This window comes from Streptomyces sp. NPDC007917, assembly GCF_042959105.1.
Taxonomy (GTDB): domain Bacteria; phylum Actinomycetota; class Actinomycetes; order Streptomycetales; family Streptomycetaceae; genus Streptomyces.
In genome coordinates, this window is sequence record NZ_JBIBKK010000001.1 from 600,777 (window position 1) to 620,634 (window position 19,858).

Here is a 19,858-nt window from a genome sequence, read left to right on the forward strand (position 1 = left end):
GCAAATATCGACGTGCCCTCGTCGACCGGAGGTCCGATATGACCAGCCCAGGCGTCCCGGGCGGCGGTCGCCGCCGGACGCGGCCCACCCGGGCCCGCATCCTCGAAGCGGCGAGGCAGGAGCTCGGCCGCGATCCCGACAGCGGTCTCGGCGATATCGCCGAGGCCGCGGGTGTGGTGCGCCGTACCGTCTACGCCCACTTCGCCGGCCGGTCCGCGCTGATCGACGGGCTCGCCGCGGAGGCCGCGGAAGCGCTGCGGCGCGCCCTGGCGACCGTGGCGGCCCCCGATGCGGACCCCGTCACCGCGATGGCGCGGTTCGTCCTGGCCCTGTGGCCCGTCGGCGACCGCTATCGCACGCTGCTGAGACTGGCACCCCAGGACCTGGGGGCCGAGCGCGTGGACGAAATCCTCGCCCCCGCCCGCGACATGGCGATGGCGATCATCGAACGCGGGCAGCGGCAGGGCGCCTTCCGGACCGCCGTCCCGCCCGCACCGCTCAGCAGAGCCCTCGAAGGGCTGCTGCTGGCGCTGCTGGAGTGCGTGAACGCCGGGACCTGGAGCGACGACGGCACGCGCAGCGCGACGGCCGCCCTGATCGCGGTGGGGACGGACAGCGCCCTCGCCGTCGCGCAGGTCCGCGGGCTCAGCCGCCCCGGTCCGACGGCCGTGTGATCCCTCAGGGGGTGCTGTGCGCTCAGCCGGCGGAGGCCTCGGCCCGCGCCTTCGGCGCCACGCCCTCGACGGTCGCGGTCGCCGACTGCTCCGACACACCGGCCGCGAGCAACGTGGCCACCGCGGTGCGCGTCCCGTCGTCCTCCCATGCCCCCGTGTTGACGCTCTCCAGCAGCGAGAGGGTCAGGGCTTCCAGGGCGGCGCTCAGCACCGCCGCGGGCAGGTGGTCATGGAACACCCCGGCACGCTGGCCCCGTTCGAGGATGGCGGTGGCCTCGTCGCGGGCCGGGGCCAGGATCTCGGACACCCGTTGTGTGCCCAGGTCCCGGCGGGCGAGCGCGAGGAGCAGCCGGTAGCGGTCGCCGACGGGCCAGATCGACAGGACGAACCGGGCCAGGGCGCGCTCGGGCGCCTCCTCGGCGTCGGGCTCCCGGGCCACGGCGCCGCGCAGCGCCTCGGACGCCTCCTCGGCGAGCGCGTCCAACAGGGCCGCGCGGCCCGGGAAGTGCCCGAAGAGCGTACGGCGGACCACGCCGGCGGCCCGCGCGATCTCCTCCAGGGTCACATCGGGGTTGCGGCCGAGCTCCTGCCGGGCGGCGGTCAGAATGCGGGCCCGGTTGGAGCGCGAGTTGCGGCGCATCGGTTCGCGGATGACGGGCTTGGTCACGGCGCTCGTCCCTTGTCAGTCGAGTTCGGGCAGGGGGCGCCGGGCGACGTCGCGGGCGTCGTCCGGTGGGACGCCCAGCATGCGCAGCAGCATCTCGGCCAGGTTCGACGCGGCCTCGTCGCCGTCGAGTTCCGGGCGGCCGAACCGCAGCTCCACGAGCGCCAGCAGCGAGCCGCCCAGGGCGGTCACCGCGACGGTCGCGTCGGTGATGGTGAACCGGCCGGAGGCGACGCCGGCCTCCAGGTCACGCACGGCGCGCGGGGCGAGGCCCGAGCCGGAGTAGATGTGGCCGAGGCCGCGGTGGCGCAGGACCTGCATCAGCTCGGGCCGGGAGTCGGCCATGCGCGCGCTGAGGCGGAAGCCCGCCGCGACGAGTTCCGCCGGGTCGTCGATGCCCTCCAGGCGCTCGTCGAAGGTCTGGCCGAGCTCTTCGAGGGCGTCCCTCACGGCCGCGTCGAACAGCTCCGCCTTCGACTCGAAGTGGTTGTAGAACGAGCCGAAGCCGACGTCCGCGCGCTCCGCGATCGCCTGGATGCTCGCGCTGGTGTCCCCGGTCTCGGCGAGAACCTGCCGAGCCGCCCGGACGAGCGCCTGACGCGTCTCGGCGCGACGCCGTTCGAATCGGTTGCGGGGCGGGGCTGACGTCGGCATACGCGCGAGTCTAGCAAGGAGACCCGCACCACCACAGTTCTGATGAATTCATCACGTCACCCGACTCCGCCATTGACGATTGAAGAGTCAATGCTGATGATTTCATCATCTTGGCCATGTCTTGGAGGACACCATGTCCCAAACCCACGTCACCGCGGTCGGCGTCACGGACGTCGGAACGGCCCACCAGGACCTCCACAGCGAGCGGGGCGCCCTGCGCGGCGAACACCCCGGGCGGTCCCGGAACCCCGTGATCAAGGTCGCCGATCTCGCCTGGCTGGAGTTCGAGAAGCCCGGCCTGGACCGGGCCGAGGTCTTCGCCCGCGACTTCGGCTTCGCCGTCGCCGCCCGCACCGAGCGGGAGCTGTGGCTGCGGGGCACCTTCGCGGGCCCGCCCTGCATGGTGATCCGCGAGGGGCGTGCGTCCCGTTTCATCGGCCCGGCGTTCCGCGCGGCCGAGCGGGCCGACCTGGACCGGCTCGCCCGCGCGACGGGCACCGCCGTCCGGGACGCGGACGTGCCGGGCGGTGGGAGGGCGGTCGACCTGCTCGACCCGTCCGGCCTGCCCGTGCGTGTGGTGCACTGCGGCGAGGAGCTGCCGGCGCTGCCCGAGCAGCAGCCGCTGCTGCTCAACTGCGGCACCGGGCAGCGTCGTACGAACGCCACACAGCGGCCTCCGCGCGAACCGTCCCGTATCCAGCGGCTGGGCCATGTGGTGCTGGAGACCCGCGTGTTCGCCCGGGCCCTGGACTGGTACCTGGACACGCTCGGCATGATCGTGTCGGACTTCCTGTTCCTGGACGGGCAGCGCGGACGGGGCCCGACGATGGCGTTCATCCGCTGCGACCGGGGCAGTGTGGCGGTCGACCATCACACCCTGGCCATCCACCTGGGGCCGGGCAGCGGCTATGTCCACTCCGCCTACCAGGTGACCGACCTGGACTCGATCGCCGCCGGCGGGGAGTACCTGGCCGAGCGCGGCTACCGGCGCAGCTGGGGCATCGGCCGGCACATCCAGGGCAGCCAGCTCTTCGACTACTGGCGCGACCCCGACCGCTTCATGCTCGAGCACTTCGCCGACGGCGATCTCTTCTCCTGCGATCTCGAACCCGGCTGGGCTCCCATGTCGACGAGCGGACTGGCCCAGTGGGGGCCGCCGGCCACCCGCGACTTCCTGGGCGCCAGTCCCTCCCCGCGACGGATCCGCGAGGTCGTCCAGGCCCTGCGGGGCGACAACGAGATGGACCCGGCGCGTCTGCTGGGCCTGCTGAAGGCCGCGAACTCCTGACCCCCTCCCCTCCTCGCAGAACCCCTTCACAGTTCCCCTTTCACCGATTCCCCTTCACAGAGGCAATGACATGAGCACCAACGTCCTGCGCACCGCCGACGGCTGGTGGGCCGTCCTCGGCGACCGCGCCGTCCCCGTCGGCACCAAGGCCGTCACCACCGCCGAGCTGCTGTCCGACCGGGCCGCCGTGAAAGAGGCCGCCGCCTCGGGCGCTCCGGGGACGCCGGTCGCCGATCTGGTCGCGCTCTCCCCGGTCACCGCCCCCTGCCGGGTGGTCGCCCAGATGGTCAACTACCGTAGCCACGCCCGGGATTCGGGCTTCACCGGTGACATCCCGCCCGCCTTCTTCCGCAAGGCGTCCGGCTCGGTCAGCGGCCCGTACGAGAGCGTCATCCGCCCGCCGCATGTGGAGTTCCTGGACTACGAGATCGAGCTCGGCCTGGTCATGGGCGCGCCCCTCCCGGTCGGCGCGGTCGTCGAGGAGCGCGACCTTCCCGCCTATGTCGCCGGGCTCGTGATCACCAACGATGTCAGCGCCCGTGACATACAGCTGACCAGGACGCAGTTCTACGAGAGCAAGTCGTACCCCACCTTCACCCCGACCGGGCCCCACCTCACCCTGCTGGAGCCGGACGAGTTCACCCGCCTCCTAAACCTGCGGCTGCGGTTGTCCGTCAACGGAGAGCTGCGCCAGGACCGCACCCTCGCCGACATGATCGTCCGCCCGGCGCGGGCCCTGACCCTGCTGGCCCGCTTCCAGGCCCTCGACCCCGGCGATCTGCTGCTGACCGGCACCCCCGGCGGCACCGCCCTGAAGGCCCCGCCCAAGCCGGTCGAGAAGATCGGCGCGCTGCTGCCGCCCGCGGTGAAGTGGAAGGCGTTCTTCAAGAGCCAGGCGAAGAACCCGCGCTATCTGCGGCAGGGCGATGTGGTGACCGCGGCCATCGCCACCCCGGACGGGCGCATCGACCTCGGCGAGCAGCGCACCCCCGTGACGGACGCGCCATGAGCACGCCCGTGGTGATCGTCGGAGCCGGGCCGGTGGGCGTGACCGCCGCCCTCCTGCTGGCCCGGCGGGGTGTGAGGACCGTCGTCCTCGAACGCCACCGGGACGTCTACCCGTTGCCGCGCGCCGTCGCCACCGACGACGAGGTGCGCCGCATCCTCCAGGCCGCGGGGGTCCAGGAGGAGTTCGCCGCGATCGCCCGCCCAGCGCGGGGGCTGCGGCTGCTGGACGCCCGGCACCGGGTGATGGCCGAGTTCCCGCGCGCCGCGCTGGGTGCCCACGGCTTCCCGCAGACCAGCATGTTCGACCAGCCCGAACTGGAGCGGGTGCTGCGCGGCGCCCTGGCCCGCGCCCCGGAGTGCGAACTGCGCGGCGGGGTGGAGGTCGTCGGCGTCGAACAGGACGCAGGTGGTCCGGTCCGTGTGACCTACCGCGACGACGAGGGGGAACACCTGCTGCGGGCCGACGCCGTCCTCGGCTGCGACGGCGCGAACAGCCGCACCCGTGACGCCATCGGCGCCGGGTGGGAGGATCTGCGGTTCGAGGAGCGCTGGACGGTCGTCGACATGCGCACCGACCTCCCGGTCCGCTGCTGGGAGGGCGTCGAGCAGATCTGTGATCCGCGGCGGCCGGCGACGTTCATGCGCATCGGTGAGGACCGCTACCGCTGGGAGTTCCGGCTGCGGGACGACACGGAACCGGATCACCAGCGGCTGCGGGAGCTGATCGCCCCATGGGTGGACCTCGAGCACCCCGCCGACTTCGAGGTGGTGCGCCAGGCGCGGTACACCTTCCGGGCGCGGATCGCCGACCGCTGGCGCCGCGGCCGTGTCTTCCTCCTCGGCGACGCGGCCCACCTCACCCCGCCGTTCATCGGTCAGGGGCTGTGCGCGGGCCTGCGCGACGCCCACAACCTGGCCTGGAAGCTCGCCCGCGTCCTCCAGCAGGGCGGCGACGAGCGGCTGCTGGACACATACGAGAGCGAACGCAAGCCCCATGCCCGCCATATGATCCGGCTCGCGGTCGCCATGGGCTGGGCCATGACCGGCGGCCAGGACGGTGCCGCCGCCGTGCGCCGGGGCGCCCTGGGCGCGGCCGTCCGCCTCCCCGGCCTGAGCGCTGCGGCCGCCCGCGACCTCAGCCCGGCCCTGACCGCCGGGCCGCTCGTCCACCGTCGTACCTGTCCCCTGGGCGGTCGCGGTCTCGTGGGCCGCTTCTGCCCGCAGCCGTGGGTGACCGCCGGCGGGCGACGCGTCCGCCTCGACGAACTGCTCGGCGACTCCTTCGCCGTGCTGACCGCCGTACCGCTGTCCCCCTCGCTGAAGGCGGTCGTCGACGGCCTCGGCGCCCGGACCGTCCCCGTGGCCGGCCTCGGCGACGACGGCCGCCTCGCGGACTGGCTGCGCCAGGGGCGGGCGGACGCCGTGCTGCTGCGGCCGGACCGCGTCGTGATGGACGTCGTCCCCTCCGGCGGCCGCGACTTCACGGCCGCGGCCGGCTGGGCGTCCCTGCTGCACACCACCCGAAGCCCCTTTCCTTCCCCACACGCCGTGGGGAAAGACCCGTCGAGGAGCGCGACGCGATGAGCACGCCGTACCCGGAACCGTTCTTCACGCCCGATCCGAAGGCCGCGGCCGCCAGCCGCATCGTGGACTTCGCCCGCCACGTCGGGGCAGCCGGCTTGGACTACGCCGCCCTGCACTGCTGGTCGGTCACCGACCTGGAGGGCTTCTGGGGCGCGGTGTGGGAGTACTTCAACATCGCCGACGGAGCCGCGGACACCCCGTACGAGCGGGTCCTGGCCGAGGAGACCATGCCCGGTGCCCGCTGGTTCCCCGGCGCCACCCTCAACTACACCCACCATGCCCTGCGCAACCTCGGCGACGACGACGTGGCGATCGTCGCCCTGGACGAGACCGGCGCCGGGTACGAGGTGACCGGGGAGCGGCTGCGCTCGCAGGTCGCCTCGGTGGCCGCGACCCTGCGCGACCTGGGGGTGGAACGGGGCGACCGGGTCGTGGGCTATCTGCCCAATACCCCGCACGCCGTCGTCGCGTTCCTGGCCGCCGCGAGCCTGGGCGCGGTGTGGTCGGTGTGCGGACAGGACTACGCGCCCAAGGCCGCCGCCGACCGGTTCGGCCAGTTGGAGCCGACCGTACTGATCACTGCCGACGGCTATCTCTTCAACGGCACCACCCACGACCGCCGCGAGGCAGCCCTCGAACTGGTCCGCGCGCTGCCGACGCTGAAGGCCACGCTGCTGGTGGGCCACGTGGGCCTGCCGTGGCCCGACGCCGCCCACCCGTCCCCGGCGGTCCCGTGGGAGGACGCGACCGCCCGCTCCGAGGAGCTCACCTGCGCGCCGGTGCCGTTCGACCACCCTCTGTGGGTCGTGTTCTCCTCCGGCACCACCGGCCTGCCCAAGGGCATCGTCCACGGCCACGGCGGCGTGCTGCTCGAGCATCTGAAGACCCTCGGCCTGCACTCCGACCTCGGCCCCGGCGACCGCCTCCTGTGGTACACCACGACCCACTGGATGATGTGGAACCTCGTCGTCTCCACGCTGCTGACCGGCGCGACCACCTGCACCTACGACGGCAGCCCGGCGCCCTTCGCCCGCCCGGACGTCCTGTGGGAGCTGGCTGCCCGGCACCGGGTCACGGTCTTCGGCACCAGCCCCCAGTACCTGCTGGGCATGGCCAAGTTCGGCATCGACCCGTCCGTGCACGACCTGTCGTCCGTCCGGGTCGTCGGCTGCACCGGCTCCGCCCTGCCGGCCTCCGCCTATCCGTGGGTCCGCGACCACGTCGGCGAGCGCGTCCTGCTCGCGTCCACCAGCGGCGGCACGGACATCGTCTCCGGCTTCGCCGGCAGCGCGCCCACGACCCCCGTCTGGGCGGGCGAACTGTCGGCCCCACACCTCGGCGTGGCCCTGGCCGCGTACGACACCGAGGGCCGCCCGGTCACGGACCAGGTCGGCGAGCTCGTCGTCACCCGCCCCATGCCCTCCATGCCGCTGTCCTTCTGGAACGACCCCGACGGCACCCGCTACCGCGACGCCTACTTCTCCGCCTGGCCGGGCGTCTGGCGGCACGGCGACTGGATCACGGTCACCGGGCACGGCTCGGTCATCGTCCACGGCCGCTCCGACTCCACCCTCAACCGCAACGGCGTGCGCCTGGGCAGCGCCGACATCCATGACGTCGTCGAACGCCTCCCGGAGATCGCCGAAGCGCTCGTCATCGGCGCGGAGGAACCGGACGGCGGCTACTGGATGCCGCTGTTCGTGGTCCCGGCGGCCGGGGTGACGCTGGACGACGCCCTGCGCGAGAGGATCAAGGAGGCGATCCGCACCGGCGCCTCACCGCGCCATGTCCCCGACGAGATCATCGATGTCCCGGCCATCCCCCACACCCGTACCGGCAAGAAGCTGGAAGTCCCGGTGAAGCGCCTCCTCCAGGGCGCGCCCACCGAGCAGGTCGTCAATCCGGCCGCGGTGGACGCCCCCGAACTCCTCGGCTTCTTCGCCCGCCTGGGAGCCGACCGCCGCGGGCGGGAGGTGTGCTCCGACGGCTGAAGTCCGGGGCGGCAGCCGCTGTCGTCGGACAGGACGGCCGCGCCGAACGGCGGCAGCCGCAGACAGCCGGCGGTGGCTGCGGGGCTGCCGGCGGCCAGAAGGACATGATCATCGACATCGCGCCGGACCTGGTCGCCCAGGCACCGGCCACGCCCTGATCCCGCAGGTCGGAAGAGCCCTGTGGGGCCTATCTTGGCGCTCATGCAGTCATACACGATCGGCCAGGCGGCACGGCTCCTCGGCGTGAGTCCCGACACCGCACGGCGGTGGGCGGACGCGGGCCGGGTGGCGACCCACCGCGACGAGAGCGGCAGACGGCTCATCGACGGGAAGGACCTGGCCGCCTTCTCCGTGGAGCTCGCCAAGGGCGGGAGCCCGGAGGAGGACGCCTCCTACACCTCGGTCCGCAACGCCTTCCCCGGCATCGTCACCGCGATCAAGCTCGGTGATGTGGCGGCACAGGTGGAGATCCAGGCCGGTCCGCACCGGCTGGTGTCGCTGCTCACCCGGGAGGCCGTGGAGGAACTGGGGCTGGAGGTCGGCATGGAGGCCACCGCCCGGGTGAAGTCGACGAACGTGCACATCGACCGCGTCTGAGACCCGGCCGCGCCCGCCGCCGTCAGGTCCACGCGGTGTATCCGCCGTCCACGTGAATCGCGTCGATACCGCTGATGTACCGGGCGCCGCAGCGGTCCTGGGGCAGCACGAGCTGGGGGCCGGCGCGGTCGAGCGGGGTGGCGTCGAGGGTGACGGCGAGCAGGACGGGGGCGCGGCCGAAGTCCGGGTCGATGGCTGCACGCCGCTGGTGGCGCACTCGAAGGCGACGTCGGCCCCGTGCTGGGGCCAGCCGAGAAGGTCGGGCACCGTCAGACGGGCCGGACGGGCCAGATCACCGGCGAGGACGAGCTCCGCCACCGGCCCGGCGGCCGTACCTGTGGCTGCGAGGGACTGACTCACGAGGTACCACCTCCGGGATGACCCGTACCCGAACAGCCATCCCGCACAAACGCACATGCCATGCCAGCAGCCGGAAGATCCGGCTCATGCGATGCGAGAAGGGTATTTCCCCTCGCACATGCGGAAGTATCATCGACGCCGGACCAGAGTGCAGGACCTCAAGGGAGTGGCCCCGTGATGACCCGTTCCGCGCGCCGGACCCGCCGGATGATCCAGGTGGCCGGCGCAGGTGCCGCTGCCCTGCTGGCCCTGAGCGCCTGCTCGTCGTCCGGCTCGGACTCCTCCGGGAAGAAGTCGGACTCCTCCGCGTCGGACAAGCTGTCCGGCGAGGTGACGGTCTTCGCCGCGGCCTCGCTGAAGGAGAGCTTCAGCACGCTCGGCGACACGTTCGAGAAGGAGCACCCGGGGACGAAGGTCACCTTCAGCTTCGGCGGCAGCGACAGCCTCGCGGCGAGCATCACCGGCGGCGCCCCGGCCGATGTGTTCGCCGCCGCCAGCCCGAAGACGATGAAGATCGTGACGGACAAGGGCGACGCGGCCGGCACCCCGGCCACCTTCGTGCGCAACCAGCTGGAGATCGCCACCCTGCCGGGCAACCCCGACAAGGTCGCCTCCCTGAAGGACCTGACCAAGTCGGGCCTGAAGGTCGTGCTGTGCGACAAGACGGTGCCGTGCGGCTCCGCCGCGCAAAAAGCCCTGGACGAGAGCAAGCTGAAGCTCACCCCGGTCTCCTACGAACAGGACGTCAAGTCCGCCCTGAACAAGGTCGTGCTCAAGGAGGCCGACGCCGCGGTCGTCTACAAGACCGATGTGAAGGCGGCGGGTGACAAGGTGGAGGGCGTGGAGTTCCCCGAGTCGGCCAAGGCCGTCAACGACTACCCGATCGCCCTGCTGAAGAACGCCTCGAACGCCAAGACGGCCAAGGCGTTCATCGCGCTGGTGCGGTCCGCCGAGGGCCAGAAGGTCCTCACCGAGGCCGGGTTCCTCAAGCCGTGACCCCGCTGGACAAGGCCGGCGCCGCGGACACCCCGACCAGGGGTCCGCGGCGCCGCCGCGTCCGCGGTGGCGTGCCGCTGCCCCTCCTGCTGCCCTCGCTGATCGGCCTGGCCTTCCTGCTGGTCCCCCTCGTCGCCCTGCTCATACGGGCTCCCTGGAGCAGCCTGCCCGACCTGCTGACCAGTGCCGAGGTGTGGCAGGCCCTCCGGCTCTCCCTGGTGTGCGCCACCGCCGCGACCGCGGTGAGCCTGGCCCTCGGGGTCCCGCTGGCCTGGCTGCTCGCGCGGGTCGAGTTCCCCGGGCGCGGTCTGGTGCGCGCCCTGGTGACCCTGCCGCTCGTCCTGCCCCCGGTGGTGGGCGGTGTGGCCCTGCTGATGGCGCTCGGCCGCAACGGCGTCGTCGGGCGCTGGCTGGATGCCTGGTTCGGGGTCACGCTGCCGTTCACCACCACGGGCGTCGTCGTGGCCGAGGCGTTCGTCGCGATGCCGTTCCTGGTGATCAGCGTCGAGGGCACGCTGCGCGCCGCCGACCCGCGCTACGAGGAGGCCGCCACCACCCTCGGCGCCTCCCGCTTCACCGCCTTCCGCCGGGTCACCCTGCCGCTGATCGCCCCGGGCGTCGCGGCGGGCGCCGTGCTCGCCTGGGCGCGGGCGCTGGGCGAGTTCGGCGCGACGATCACCTTCGCGGGCAACTTCCCCGGCCGTACGCAGACGATGCCGCTCGCGGTCTACCTGGCGCTGCAGAACGACCCGGAGGCCGCCATCGCCCTGAGCCTGGTGCTGCTGGCCGTGTCGATCGCGGTGCTGGCGGGGCTGCGCGACCGCTGGATGGCCCCCTCATGACCAATGCCGAGCAGACGGTGCACCAGGCGATCACCCTCACCGCTGAAGGGCTCAACGCCCACCTCGTGGTCGAGCGCGGCTCTTTCCGGCTCGATGTGGCGCTGACGGCCGCGCCCGGTGACGTGGTGGCGCTGCTGGGGCCCAACGGCGCCGGCAAGACCACCGCCCTGCGCGCACTGGCCGGCCTCGTACCGCTCACCGGGGGCCATCTGCGGCTGGACGGCGCCCTGCTGGACCGTACGCCGCCGGAGACCCGCCCGGTCGGCGTGGTCTTCCAGGACTACCTGCTCTTCCCGCATCTCTCGGCGCTCGACAACGTGGCCTTCGGCCCCCGCTGCCGCGGCGCGAGCAAGGCGCAGGCCCGCGAGCGGGCCGCCGAGTGGCTGGACCGCATGGGCCTGGCCGCCCACGCCGGGGCCAAGCCCCGCCGACTCTCCGGCGGCCAGGCGCAGCGCGTCGCCCTCGCCCGCGCCCTGGCCACCAACCCGCGCCTGCTGCTGCTCGACGAGCCGCTGGCCGCCCTCGACGCCCGCACCCGGCTCGACGTCCGGGCCCAGCTCCGCCGACACCTGGCCGACTTCGAGGCGGTCGCCGTGCTCGTCACGCACGACCCGCTGGACGCCATGGTGCTGGCCGACCACCTCGTCGTCATCGAGGACGGCCACGTCGTCCAGGAGGGTCCGCCGTCCGACATCGCCCGCCGCCCCCGCACGGACTACATCGCCCACCTGGTCGGCCTCAACCTCTACCGGGGCGAGGCCGCGGGACACACGGTCCGCGTCCACGGCGGACCCGAGGTCGCGACCACGGAGGACCTGACGGGCCCGGCCTTCGTCGCCTTCCCGCCGGGCGCGGTGACCCTGCACCACCACCGCCCCACCGGCGCCGGCGCCCGCAACCTGTGGCGCTGCGAGGTCACCGGCCTCGAGACCCACGGCGACCGGATCCGCGCCGCCCTCACCGGCGAGCTGCCCCTGACCGCCGACCTGACCACCATCGCCGCCGCGGAACTCGACCTGCGCCCCGGAGCCACGGTGTGGGCCACGGTCACGGCGGACCGGACACACGCGTACCCCGCCTGAGGGAACGCACGGCCGGGAGGCACGGGCCCGGATCTGCCAGGCACGGCGCCGAGTTCGCCCCGCGGCTGCGACGGTGCCGGCGGCGGGAGCGCCCCTGCCGGACTACGGTGGGCCACACAGCAACCCCCAAAGCCAGACAATCCCCCCACCCTCCGCGAGGCGTCCCCCATGAGCCTGAGCATCCGCAACCAGATCCCCGGCACCGTCACCTCCGTCACCCCCGGGGAGGCCATGGCCACGGTCAAGGTCCGCCTCGACGGCGGCCAGGACGTCACCGCCGCCATCACCCTGGACGCCGTCAAGGACCTCGGCCTCGCCGAGGGCGCCGTCGTACACACCCTGATCAAGGCCACGGAGGTCGCGCTCGCCACCGGCCCGGTGGAGGGCCTGTCCATCCGCAACCGGCTGCCCGGCACGGTGCGCGAGGTCGCGACGGGCGCCGCCATGGCCACGGTCAGGGTCTCGGTCGAGGGCGCCGAACTGACCGCCGCGATCACCAAGGACGCGGTCGCCGACCTCGGCCTGGCGGAGGGCTCGGCCGTCACCGCTCTGTTCAAGTCGACCGAGGTCTCGCTCGCGGCCCGATGAGTCAGTACAACGTCATGAGCCAGTACACGTCATGAGTCAGTACACGTCTTGAGTCAGTACACGTCACGCACATAGCGCTTGTCGGCGGCGAGCTGTTCGACGTAGGCCGCCGCCTCTGCCTCGTCCAGGCCACCGTGGACGGCGGCGATCTCCCGCAGGGCCCGGTCGACGTCCTTGGCCATGCGGGAGGCGTCACCGCAGACGTAGAGCCGGGCGCCGTCCCGGAGCCAGGACCACAGCTGCGGACCGTGTTCGCGCATCCGGTCCTGGACGTAGACCTTGGCGCGCTGATCGCGGGAGAACGCGGTGTCCAGGCGGGTGAGGGTGGAATCGGCGAGGAACGCGGCCAGCTCCTCCTCGTAGTAGAAGTCGGTCGCGCGGTGCTGTTCCCCGAAGAACAGCCAGTTCGGGGCGCGGTGGCCGCGGGCCCGGCGTTCCTCCAGGAAGCCGATGAAGGGCGCGATACCGGTGCCGGGGCCCACCATCACCGCCGGCGTGGCGGGGTCGGCGGGCGGCCGGAAGTGCGGCGCCCGCTGGACGCGGACCGGCACCGGGGCGCCGGGCTCGGCGTCGGCGAGGAAGGGGGAGCACACACCCTGGCGGGGGCGGCCGCGCAGGTTCTCGTAGCGGACGACGGACACCGTCAGCGACACCAGGTGGGGGTCGGTCAGCGGGCTGGAGGATATGGAGTACAGGCGGGGTCGCAGCCGCCCCAGCACGTCGGCCCACTCCTGCGCCCCGGCCCGGATGCCGCATTCGGCGACCACGTCGACGGCCTGGCGCCCCCAGGACCACCGCGCCAGTTCGCCCTTGTTGTCCGGGCGCAGCAGCTTCCGCAGCTCGCGCGGGTCGCGGGCGCGGTCGGCGGCGAAGCGCAGCAGACCGGGGGTGATACGGGTGATGTCCAGGTGGCGCAGCAGGGCCTCGGCGAAGGGCGCCTCTCCGACGCTCCTGACCGCGACGGCCGCGTCGGCGTCCAGGCCGGTGACGGCCAGCCACTCGGTCACCAGCTCGGGCCGGTTGACCGGGTGCACCGCGAGGGCGTCCCCGGCCTCGTAGCGCAGCGGGGTGTGGCTGTCGCGGGTGTCGAAGGTGAAGCGCCGGACCTCCTTGGCCGCGCCGGGCAGGCTCAGCAGGCGGTTGCCGGTGAGGCGTGCGGTGACGGGGGCGGGGCGGCCCGGCCGGGGAGCCGCCGGGGTGGGGCCAGCCGCCGGGGCGGGGCCGGGGGCCGGGGCGGGGGCAGCGTCGGGGGTCGGGTCGGGGGCCGGCCGCTCGGTGCTCCGCAACGCGGTGAGTACCTGGTCGAGCCAGGCCTTGGCCTCGGTCTCGTAGTCCGGTTCGCAGTCGCCGCGCGGGGCCAGCCGTACCGCGTCCAGCTCCTCCAGGCGCCGGTCGAGGCGGCGGCCGTGGCCGCAGAAGTCGTCGTAGGAGGAGTCACCGAAAGCCAGGACGGCGTAGCGCCGGCCCTTCAGGCGCGGGGCGTCGGGCGAGGCGAGGGCGTTCCAGAACCCGGCGCCGTTGTCCGGGGCGTCGCCGTCGCCGAAGGTGCTCGTGATCAGCAGCAGGTCGGCGTCGGACGGCAGCACGGCCGGGTCCGCCTGCTCCATGGGCAGGAGGGAGGCGGGGTGGCCGTCCGCGGTCAGCCGCTCCGCCGCGGCGTTCGCGAACTCCTCGGCGTTCCCGGTCTGCGACGCCCAGAGGATCACGACCTCGCGGTGAGAGAGCTGCGCGGAGCCGCCGGGGCCGTGCGCGGGCAAAGGCGTCGTCTCGGCCCTGGAGTACATCCCGGCCAGCACCCCGTTGACCCACAGGGCGTGCTCCGGGCTGAACGGGGCGTCCGGCGGCAGCACCGGCACGCCCGGGGCGCCGGACGGGATACCGGCCAGGAAGCCGGTCAGATACCGGCGTTCGTGTTCGGCCAGGACCGGCGGCGGCCCGGGTTCGAGACCGAACGGGTCGGGCACGGACGCCGGGGGAAGCGCGGCGGGGGCCAAAACCGTGGCCCTTGCGCCCGCCGGGGCCCGTGCGACCGCCGGGGCCAGGGTCCGCACCGTCACCGGGGTGGCCACCTTGGCCAGCGACACCGCGCACACCTTGAGCTCGGGCTGGAACGACAGCGGATCGACGGCGTCGCTGGTCACCGCGTTGACGCTCAGATACTCCCCGAACAGGTCGTTCCAGTGGAACGGCGCGAAAGCGCAGCCCGGCCGCACCCGGTCGGTGACCACCGCGGGCAGCACGGCCCGCCCGCGCCGCGAGGCGACCTCCACCGAATCCCCCTCGGCAATGCCGAGCCCGGCCGCGTCCCGCGGGTGCACCTCGACGAAGGGGCCGGGGTTGAGCTTGTTCAGTCGGGGCACCCTGGCGGTCTTGGTGAGGGTGTGCCACTGGTGCTGCAGGCGGCCGGTGTTGAGCACGTACGGGTAGTCGTCGTCGGGCATCTCCGCCGCCGGTATGTGCGGGCGGGCGTAGAAGGCCGCTCGCCCGCTCGCGGTCGGGAAGGCCGGCGAACCGTCCTCGCCGACGTACCGGATCGGGTTGCGGTCGGGCCCGTCCGGACTCGCCGCGGGCCACTGCACCGCGGTGGTACGCAGCCGCTCGTAGCTCACCCCGCGCAGGTCCCAGCCGGTCACCGGGTTCCAGGCGCGCTTGATCTCCTCGAAGACCTCCTCGGCGCTGTCGTACGCGAAGCCCTTCTCGTAGCCCATCGCACGGGCCACCGCGGCGATGATCCGCCAGTCCGCCATCGCCTCGCCGGGCGGATCGGCGGCCGGCCGGGCGAGGGTGAGGTTGCGCTCGCTGTTGATCAGGACGCCCTCGGTCTCGGTCCACAGCGCGCCGGGCAGGACGACATCGGCGTACGCGTTCGTCTCCGTCTCGGCGAACACGTCCTGCGTGACGACGAACTCGGCGGCCTCCAGGCCCTCGATGACCGTCCTGCGGTTGGCGACGGAGGCGACCGGGTTGGTGCAGATGATCCAGCACGCCTTGATGTCCCCCTCGGCCATCTTCCGGAACATCTCGACCGTGCCCTTGCCGACGCCGTCCGCCCTGATCGTGCCCGCAGGCAGCTCCCACAGCTCCTCGACGAAGGCCCGGTCGGCGTCCACGAGCACGGACCGCTGCCCGGGCAGCCCCGGCCCCATGTAGCCCATCTCCCGGCCGCCCATGGCGTTGGGCTGCCCGGTCAGGGAGAAGGGCCCGCTGCCGGGGCGGCAGATCGCGCCGGTGGCGAGATGCAGATTGACCAGCGCGTTGGTGTTCCAGGTGCCGTGCGTGGACTGGTTCAGCCCCATCGTCCAGCAGCTCATCCACTCCCCCGCCTCGCCGATCAGCCGGGCGGCCTCGCGGATGCCGTCCTCCGGGAGGCCGGTGATCTGCGCGACGGTGGCGGGCGGGTAGTCGGCGAGGAAGGCGGGCATCGCCTCCCAGCCCTCGGTGTGCGCGGCGATGAACCCGGGGTCGGTGTGGCCGTTCGCATGCAGCAGATGCAGCAGCCCATTGAGCAGCGCCAGGTCCGTACCCGGCTTGATCTGCAGGAACAGATCGGCCTTGGCCGCGGTGGCGGTGCGCCGCGGGTCGACGACGATCAGCTTGGCGCCCGCCGACTTCACCCGGTCCATCATCCGCAGGAAGAGGATCGGGTGGCAGTCGGCCATGTTGGAGCCGATGACGAGGAAGACGTCCGCCGCGTCGAAGTCCTGGTACGAGCCGGGCGGCCCGTCCGCGCCCAGCGACAGCTTGTAGCCGGTGCCGGCGCTCGCCATGCACAGCCGGGAGTTCGACTCGATCCGGTTGGTCCGGATGAACCCCTTGGCCAGCTTGTTCGCCAGGTACTGCGCCTCCAGGCTCATCTGCCCGGAGACGTAGAGGGCGACCGCGTCGGGGCCGTGCTCGTCGATGATCGCGCGCAGGCGGCGGCCGGTCTCGGCGACGGCGTCCGCCACGGGCGCGGGCCGCGGCTCCTCGCCGCGGTCCGGCCGGACGAGGGCGCCGGCCAGCCGGCCCGGGGCGGCGAGCATGTCCGCGGTGGTCGCGCCCTTGGTGCACAGCCGCCCGAAGTTCGCCGGGTGCTCCTTGTCCCCGGCCGCCTTCAGCACCGTACGCCGGCCGTCCGGTCCCCTGCCGACGTCGAGGACCATGCCGCAGCCCACCCCGCAGTACGAGCAGACCGTCCGCACCTTCGTCGTGCCCTCACTCCGCGAGCCCGGCACGGCCACGGGCGCCCCTCTCTCTTGATCGACCTGGTTCGGCCCTTTGTGACCGCACTACGTTCGTGACGGTACGAACGACTCATTACACGAGCGTCTCCGCGGCCGATCGTCGGGGGTAACACCCGCCGCACAGATACCGCTGAGCCGATGTGAGCGCCCCTGCTGACGTCTCCAAGCTGTCGGCCCTCAGGGACCGGGTCGGCGCCGCTCGCCAGGGCCCCCGCAGCTCGACTTCGGGCTGACGGAGCAACAGAGTCCCTCGAAGTGCCACCGCCCCTTCCTCGTATGGAAGTCTGGGTCAACTGATCCCATAGAGGCTCGGCAGATCGACCAGGAGCAGATCTTCGCGGCTGGCCGCAGACTCGATCAGGTCTGGGTGGAACCCGTACAGGGAGAACAGAGCCAGCGCGGTGCCCGTGGTGTCGTAGCCCTGATCGGTGAGCAAGCCTCGGATGCGTTCCAGGCGCTGCAGGTCACCGGTACCGCGGCGGGCGGCGGTGGCCTTGGCCTCGCCGATGAGGGCGATCCGGGCGCGGGGGGCCTGCGGGCGCTCGCCCAGGGCCAGGGCGATGACGTCGACCTCATGCTTGGTGCGGGCCGCGGGGTCCGCTACTTCGGTGGTACCGACCGGACCGGGCAGGCCGCCGGGAAGCAGGGTGTGGGCGTATCGGCGGGTGAAGGTGCGAGCGAGGTCCTCGAAGTGGGGGCCGAGGATCTTGGAGTTGAAGGTCGGCGCGGCGGCCTGCCACGCCTCTTCGGCGAAACCCTGTTCGACGGTGGCCGCCTGCGGCAGGGTGACCAGCTGATTGAAGCGGATGATGGGGTCGGCCAGGGTGATGACAGGGTGGCGGGGACGCAGAATGTCCTGCTCGCGCTGGATGTAGCTGGTGGACTCCAGGACGTCGAGCGGGTGGGTGACCGCGTTGCGCTGTCGTTCCAGGGCCGCGCCAATCTTGGTGGGGGTGGTGGCGCCCTGGGCGATCGCGGTAAGGATGTCGTAGTAGAGGGTGTGATGGGTGATCCGCGGATCCTCGCGCAGCAAATACTCCGTCTCCGTGCGCGAGTACACCGCCCGCCCCGGGTCCAGGAGCGTCCGCGTAAGCCAGGAGACGAAGCCGTCGTTCGGATGCGGGCGGGCCGCCACCGGCCGGTAACCGGGAGCGCCACCGAGGACGGCGTGCACCTGCAGGGCCGTCAGCGGGTCGTCGATCTGCCAGAACGCACGGCTGGCCCGGTAGTCGAAGGCCCCCAGCCTCAGATCGATCACCGCACGGCCGCGCAACGGCTTCGTCCCCGAGAGCAGTTCGTGCATGACGCTCATCGCGGACCCGCACAGGATCACCCGCGCTCCAGGTCCGGGCCCAGTGCCCCGCTGGCGCTCGTCATAGAGTTGCTGGAGCAGGCCAGGGATCTCGGGAGAGTGCTGGAGGAGATACGGCAACTCGTCGATCACCAGCAGCGGAGTCCGTGAACGCGCGGTGACGTCAACGGCGTTGGACAGGACCTCACGCCAGTCGGTCAACCGCAGCGTGCCGGGCCTCAGACCCGCGTGCGCCGCGATGGCGTCGCTGAACCGCCGGATCGCCGGCAGCCGCCCTTCCTCCCGCACCGCGGTGACGTACAGACCCCCGGCGCGCTCCGACAGCGCCTGCAGGAGATACGACTTCCCGTGCCGCCTGCGCCCCGACACGATCCCCAGACGCATCGCTGGATCCGGGTCCGTGACGAACTCGGTGAGCAGACCCCACTCACGATCACGGTCGACCACGTCCTCGGGCTTGGCAAGCATGCTCTCGTCCACCGGAACTCCCCGCCAGCCTGGATCCACCATGACGTGTCTAAGTCTACTTAGACGGAATCCGTCCAGCTCGACTTTCCTGATGGCTGCGGAGCCGCATCAGCGGCTCTTCCCCGCAGGCTCCAGGATCGCCACGCACTCGACGTGGTGCGTCACCGGGAACAGGTCGAACGCGCGCAGCCGCCGGGGCACATAGCCCGCCTCGCGGAAGTAGGTGAGGTCGCGGGCCAGGGCCGCCGGGTCGCAGGCCACGTAGGCGATGCGGCGCGGGCCGAGGGAGGCCAGGCGGGTGACGGTCTCCTTGCCGGCGCCGGCCCGGGGCGGGTCCAGGACGATCAGGTCGGCCTCGGTGATGCCGGTGCGGGGCAGGACCTGCTCGACCTTGCCGTGCTCGATCCGCACCCGGTCCAGGTCGGCGAGGTTGTGGCGGGCGTCCTCGACCGCGCGCTTGCCGGACTCGATGCCCAGCACCGCGCCACGCTCCCCCACCCGTTCGGCGAGGGCGCCCGCGAAGAGGCCGACGCCGCAGTACAGGTCGAGGGCCATCTCGCCCTTGCGGGGCATCAGGCCCTGCATGACGGCCTCGACGAGCAGATCCGCGGCCTTGGGGTGGACCTGCCAGAAGCCGCCCTCGCCGACCCGCCAGGTGCGGCCGGCGGCGCGCTCGCGGACGAAGGGGCGGCCGTGCACCCGGTGCACCGCTCGGGTGCCCTCACGCCCCTGGGGCTCGCCCAGCCGCAGCACCGAGACCGGCCGGTCCAGCTCCACCAGCGGGAGCCGGCCGCCGGGGCGCGGGGTGAGGACGACCTGGCGGTCGGAGGAGCCCGTGGCGGCGATCGCCTCGACGGTGGCGATCTGCGGCCACTCGCGCTTCTCGACGCCGAGCTCGGTGACCTCGGGGGCGGCGATCAGGCAGTGGTCGACGGGCTCGACCTCGTGTGAGCGGTGGCGGCGCAGCCCCGGCCGCCCCTGCTCGTCCACCGCGTACTGCACGCGGGTGCGCCAGGCCGGGACCTCGCCCCGGGCGACCTTGTCGCCGGGGGCGGGTTCGACGGTGCCGTCCCAGCGGGCCTCCTCGGGGGTCAGCCCGGCGAGCCGGCTCAGCTGCTCGGTGATGACGTCCGCCTTCAGCCGGCGCTGGGCGCCCGGGGCCGCGTGCTGCCAGTCGCAGCCGCCGCAGCGGCCGGGGCCGGAGAACGGGCAGGGGGCCTCGACCCGGTCCTTGGACGCCTCCAGCACCCGCACCGCGTCGGCGCGCAGGAAGCGCGAGTCCGTCTCGCCCTCGGTCACCCGGGCCACGACGCGCTCGCCGGGGAGGGCGTGCCGGACGAACAGCACGCGGCCCTCGGAGGTCCGGGCGACGCAGTGGCCGCCGTGCGCGACCGGCCCGACCTCGACCTCGTACTCCTCGCCGACCAGCGATGCCTTGGGTTCACGGTGCATGGCGGCTCGGCTCCAGAGGTTGTGGCTGTTGCGGCTGGGGACAGCCGGGGACAGGGGGACGGCGGTGGACGACGG

General features: G+C 72.9%; 16 protein-coding genes and 1 pseudogene. 11 read left to right on the forward strand and 6 right to left on the reverse strand.

Annotated features, from left to right (window positions below; genetic code table 11):
* Window positions 1–38: 38 nt before the first annotated feature.
* On the forward strand, window positions 39–674 hold the full coding sequence (locus tag ACFZDL_RS02540; RefSeq protein WP_353590937.1) for a TetR/AcrR family transcriptional regulator: 636 nt from the start codon (window positions 39–41) through the stop codon (window positions 672–674).
* Window positions 675–696: 22 nt separating this feature from the next.
* Here ACFZDL_RS02540 and ACFZDL_RS02545 read toward each other — a convergent pair whose 3' ends face one another.
* Window positions 697–1,341 carry a TetR/AcrR family transcriptional regulator gene (locus tag ACFZDL_RS02545; protein ID WP_353590936.1) on the reverse strand — a complete coding sequence of 215 codons (645 nt, stop codon included), beginning with the start codon at window positions 1,339–1,341 and terminating at the stop codon, window positions 697–699.
* A 15-nt stretch (window positions 1,342–1,356) separates the two neighbouring features.
* A complete protein-coding gene (locus ACFZDL_RS02550; protein WP_353590935.1) occupies window positions 1,357–1,992 on the reverse strand; it encodes a TetR family transcriptional regulator in 636 nt (211 codons plus the stop codon).
* A gap of 133 nt (window positions 1,993–2,125) precedes the next feature.
* Here ACFZDL_RS02550 and ACFZDL_RS02555 point away from each other — a divergent pair, with 133 nt between their 5' ends.
* The 6 genes from ACFZDL_RS02555 to ACFZDL_RS02580 all read left to right on the forward strand — a co-directional run bounded on the left by ACFZDL_RS02555 (window position 2,126) and on the right by ACFZDL_RS02580 (window position 8,460).
* Window positions 2,126–3,280 (forward strand): VOC family protein, encoded by a 1,155-nt coding sequence (locus ACFZDL_RS02555; protein ID WP_353590934.1) that lies wholly within the window; start codon window positions 2,126–2,128, stop codon window positions 3,278–3,280.
* Window positions 3,281–3,350: 70 nt separating this feature from the next.
* On the forward strand, window positions 3,351–4,289 hold the full coding sequence (locus tag ACFZDL_RS02560; protein ID WP_353590933.1) for a fumarylacetoacetate hydrolase family protein: 939 nt from the start codon (window positions 3,351–3,353) through the stop codon (window positions 4,287–4,289).
* Window positions 4,286–5,872 (forward strand): bifunctional 3-(3-hydroxy-phenyl)propionate/3-hydroxycinnamic acid hydroxylase, encoded by a 1,587-nt coding sequence (locus ACFZDL_RS02565; RefSeq protein WP_353590932.1) that lies wholly within the window; start codon window positions 4,286–4,288, stop codon window positions 5,870–5,872. The genes ACFZDL_RS02560 and ACFZDL_RS02565 overlap by 4 nt, the downstream gene beginning before the upstream one ends.
* Window positions 5,869–7,863 carry an acetoacetate--CoA ligase gene (locus tag ACFZDL_RS02570; RefSeq protein ID WP_353590931.1) on the forward strand — a complete coding sequence of 665 codons (1,995 nt, stop codon included), beginning with the start codon at window positions 5,869–5,871 and terminating at the stop codon, window positions 7,861–7,863. The genes ACFZDL_RS02565 and ACFZDL_RS02570 overlap by 4 nt, the downstream gene beginning before the upstream one ends.
* Window positions 7,848–8,021 carry a hypothetical protein gene (locus tag ACFZDL_RS02575; protein WP_353590930.1) on the forward strand — a complete coding sequence of 58 codons (174 nt, stop codon included), beginning with the start codon at window positions 7,848–7,850 and terminating at the stop codon, window positions 8,019–8,021. The genes ACFZDL_RS02570 and ACFZDL_RS02575 overlap by 16 nt, the downstream gene beginning before the upstream one ends.
* 43 nt (window positions 8,022–8,064) lie before the next feature.
* Window positions 8,065–8,460: a helix-turn-helix transcriptional regulator gene (locus ACFZDL_RS02580; protein ID WP_353590929.1), complete on the forward strand. Its 396-nt coding sequence runs from the start codon at window positions 8,065–8,067 to the stop codon at window positions 8,458–8,460.
* A 22-nt stretch (window positions 8,461–8,482) separates the two neighbouring features.
* Here ACFZDL_RS02580 and ACFZDL_RS02585 read toward each other — a convergent pair.
* Window positions 8,483–8,820 (reverse strand): annotated as a pseudogene (locus ACFZDL_RS02585) (hypothetical protein).
* 177 nt (window positions 8,821–8,997) lie between these two features.
* On the opposite strand from ACFZDL_RS02585, the gene modA reads away from it, so the two are divergent.
* The 4 genes from modA (at window position 8,998) to ACFZDL_RS02605 (ending at window position 12,328) form a co-directional block, all read left to right on the forward strand.
* Window positions 8,998–9,816 carry a molybdate ABC transporter substrate-binding protein gene (modA, locus tag ACFZDL_RS02590; RefSeq protein ID WP_353590928.1) on the forward strand — a complete coding sequence of 273 codons (819 nt, stop codon included), beginning with the start codon at window positions 8,998–9,000 and terminating at the stop codon, window positions 9,814–9,816.
* Window positions 9,813–10,658, forward strand: coding sequence for a molybdate ABC transporter permease subunit (gene modB / locus ACFZDL_RS02595; RefSeq protein WP_353590927.1), 846 nt, complete (start codon window positions 9,813–9,815; stop codon window positions 10,656–10,658). Before modA ends, modB begins: the two co-directional genes overlap by 4 nt.
* Window positions 10,655–11,740, forward strand: a complete 1,086-nt coding sequence (locus ACFZDL_RS02600) for an ABC transporter ATP-binding protein (RefSeq protein ID WP_353590926.1) — start codon at window positions 10,655–10,657, stop codon at window positions 11,738–11,740. Before modB ends, ACFZDL_RS02600 begins: the two co-directional genes overlap by 4 nt.
* A 168-nt stretch (window positions 11,741–11,908) precedes the next feature.
* Window positions 11,909–12,328 carry a TOBE domain-containing protein gene (locus ACFZDL_RS02605; RefSeq protein ID WP_353590925.1) on the forward strand — a complete coding sequence of 140 codons (420 nt, stop codon included), beginning with the start codon at window positions 11,909–11,911 and terminating at the stop codon, window positions 12,326–12,328.
* Window positions 12,329–12,381: 53 nt separating this feature from the next.
* Here the strand turns inward: ACFZDL_RS02605 and ACFZDL_RS02610 are convergent, their stop codons facing one another.
* The 3 genes from ACFZDL_RS02610 to ACFZDL_RS02620 all read right to left on the reverse strand — a co-directional run bounded on the left by ACFZDL_RS02610 (window position 12,382) and on the right by ACFZDL_RS02620 (window position 19,783).
* Window positions 12,382–16,470: a molybdopterin-dependent oxidoreductase gene (locus ACFZDL_RS02610; RefSeq protein ID WP_391190202.1), complete on the reverse strand. Its 4,089-nt coding sequence runs from the start codon at window positions 16,468–16,470 to the stop codon at window positions 12,382–12,384.
* 370 nt (window positions 16,471–16,840) lie between these two features.
* Window positions 16,841–18,331 carry an ATP-binding protein gene (locus ACFZDL_RS02615; protein ID WP_391190205.1) on the reverse strand — a complete coding sequence of 497 codons (1,491 nt, stop codon included), beginning with the start codon at window positions 18,329–18,331 and terminating at the stop codon, window positions 16,841–16,843.
* Window positions 18,332–18,439: 108 nt separating this feature from the next.
* The gene (locus ACFZDL_RS02620) at window positions 18,440–19,783 is read right to left on the reverse strand and encodes a class I SAM-dependent RNA methyltransferase (protein ID WP_353590922.1); all 1,344 of its coding nucleotides are present in this window, start codon (window positions 19,781–19,783) and stop codon (window positions 18,440–18,442) included.
* Window positions 19,784–19,858 lie beyond the last annotated feature (75 nt).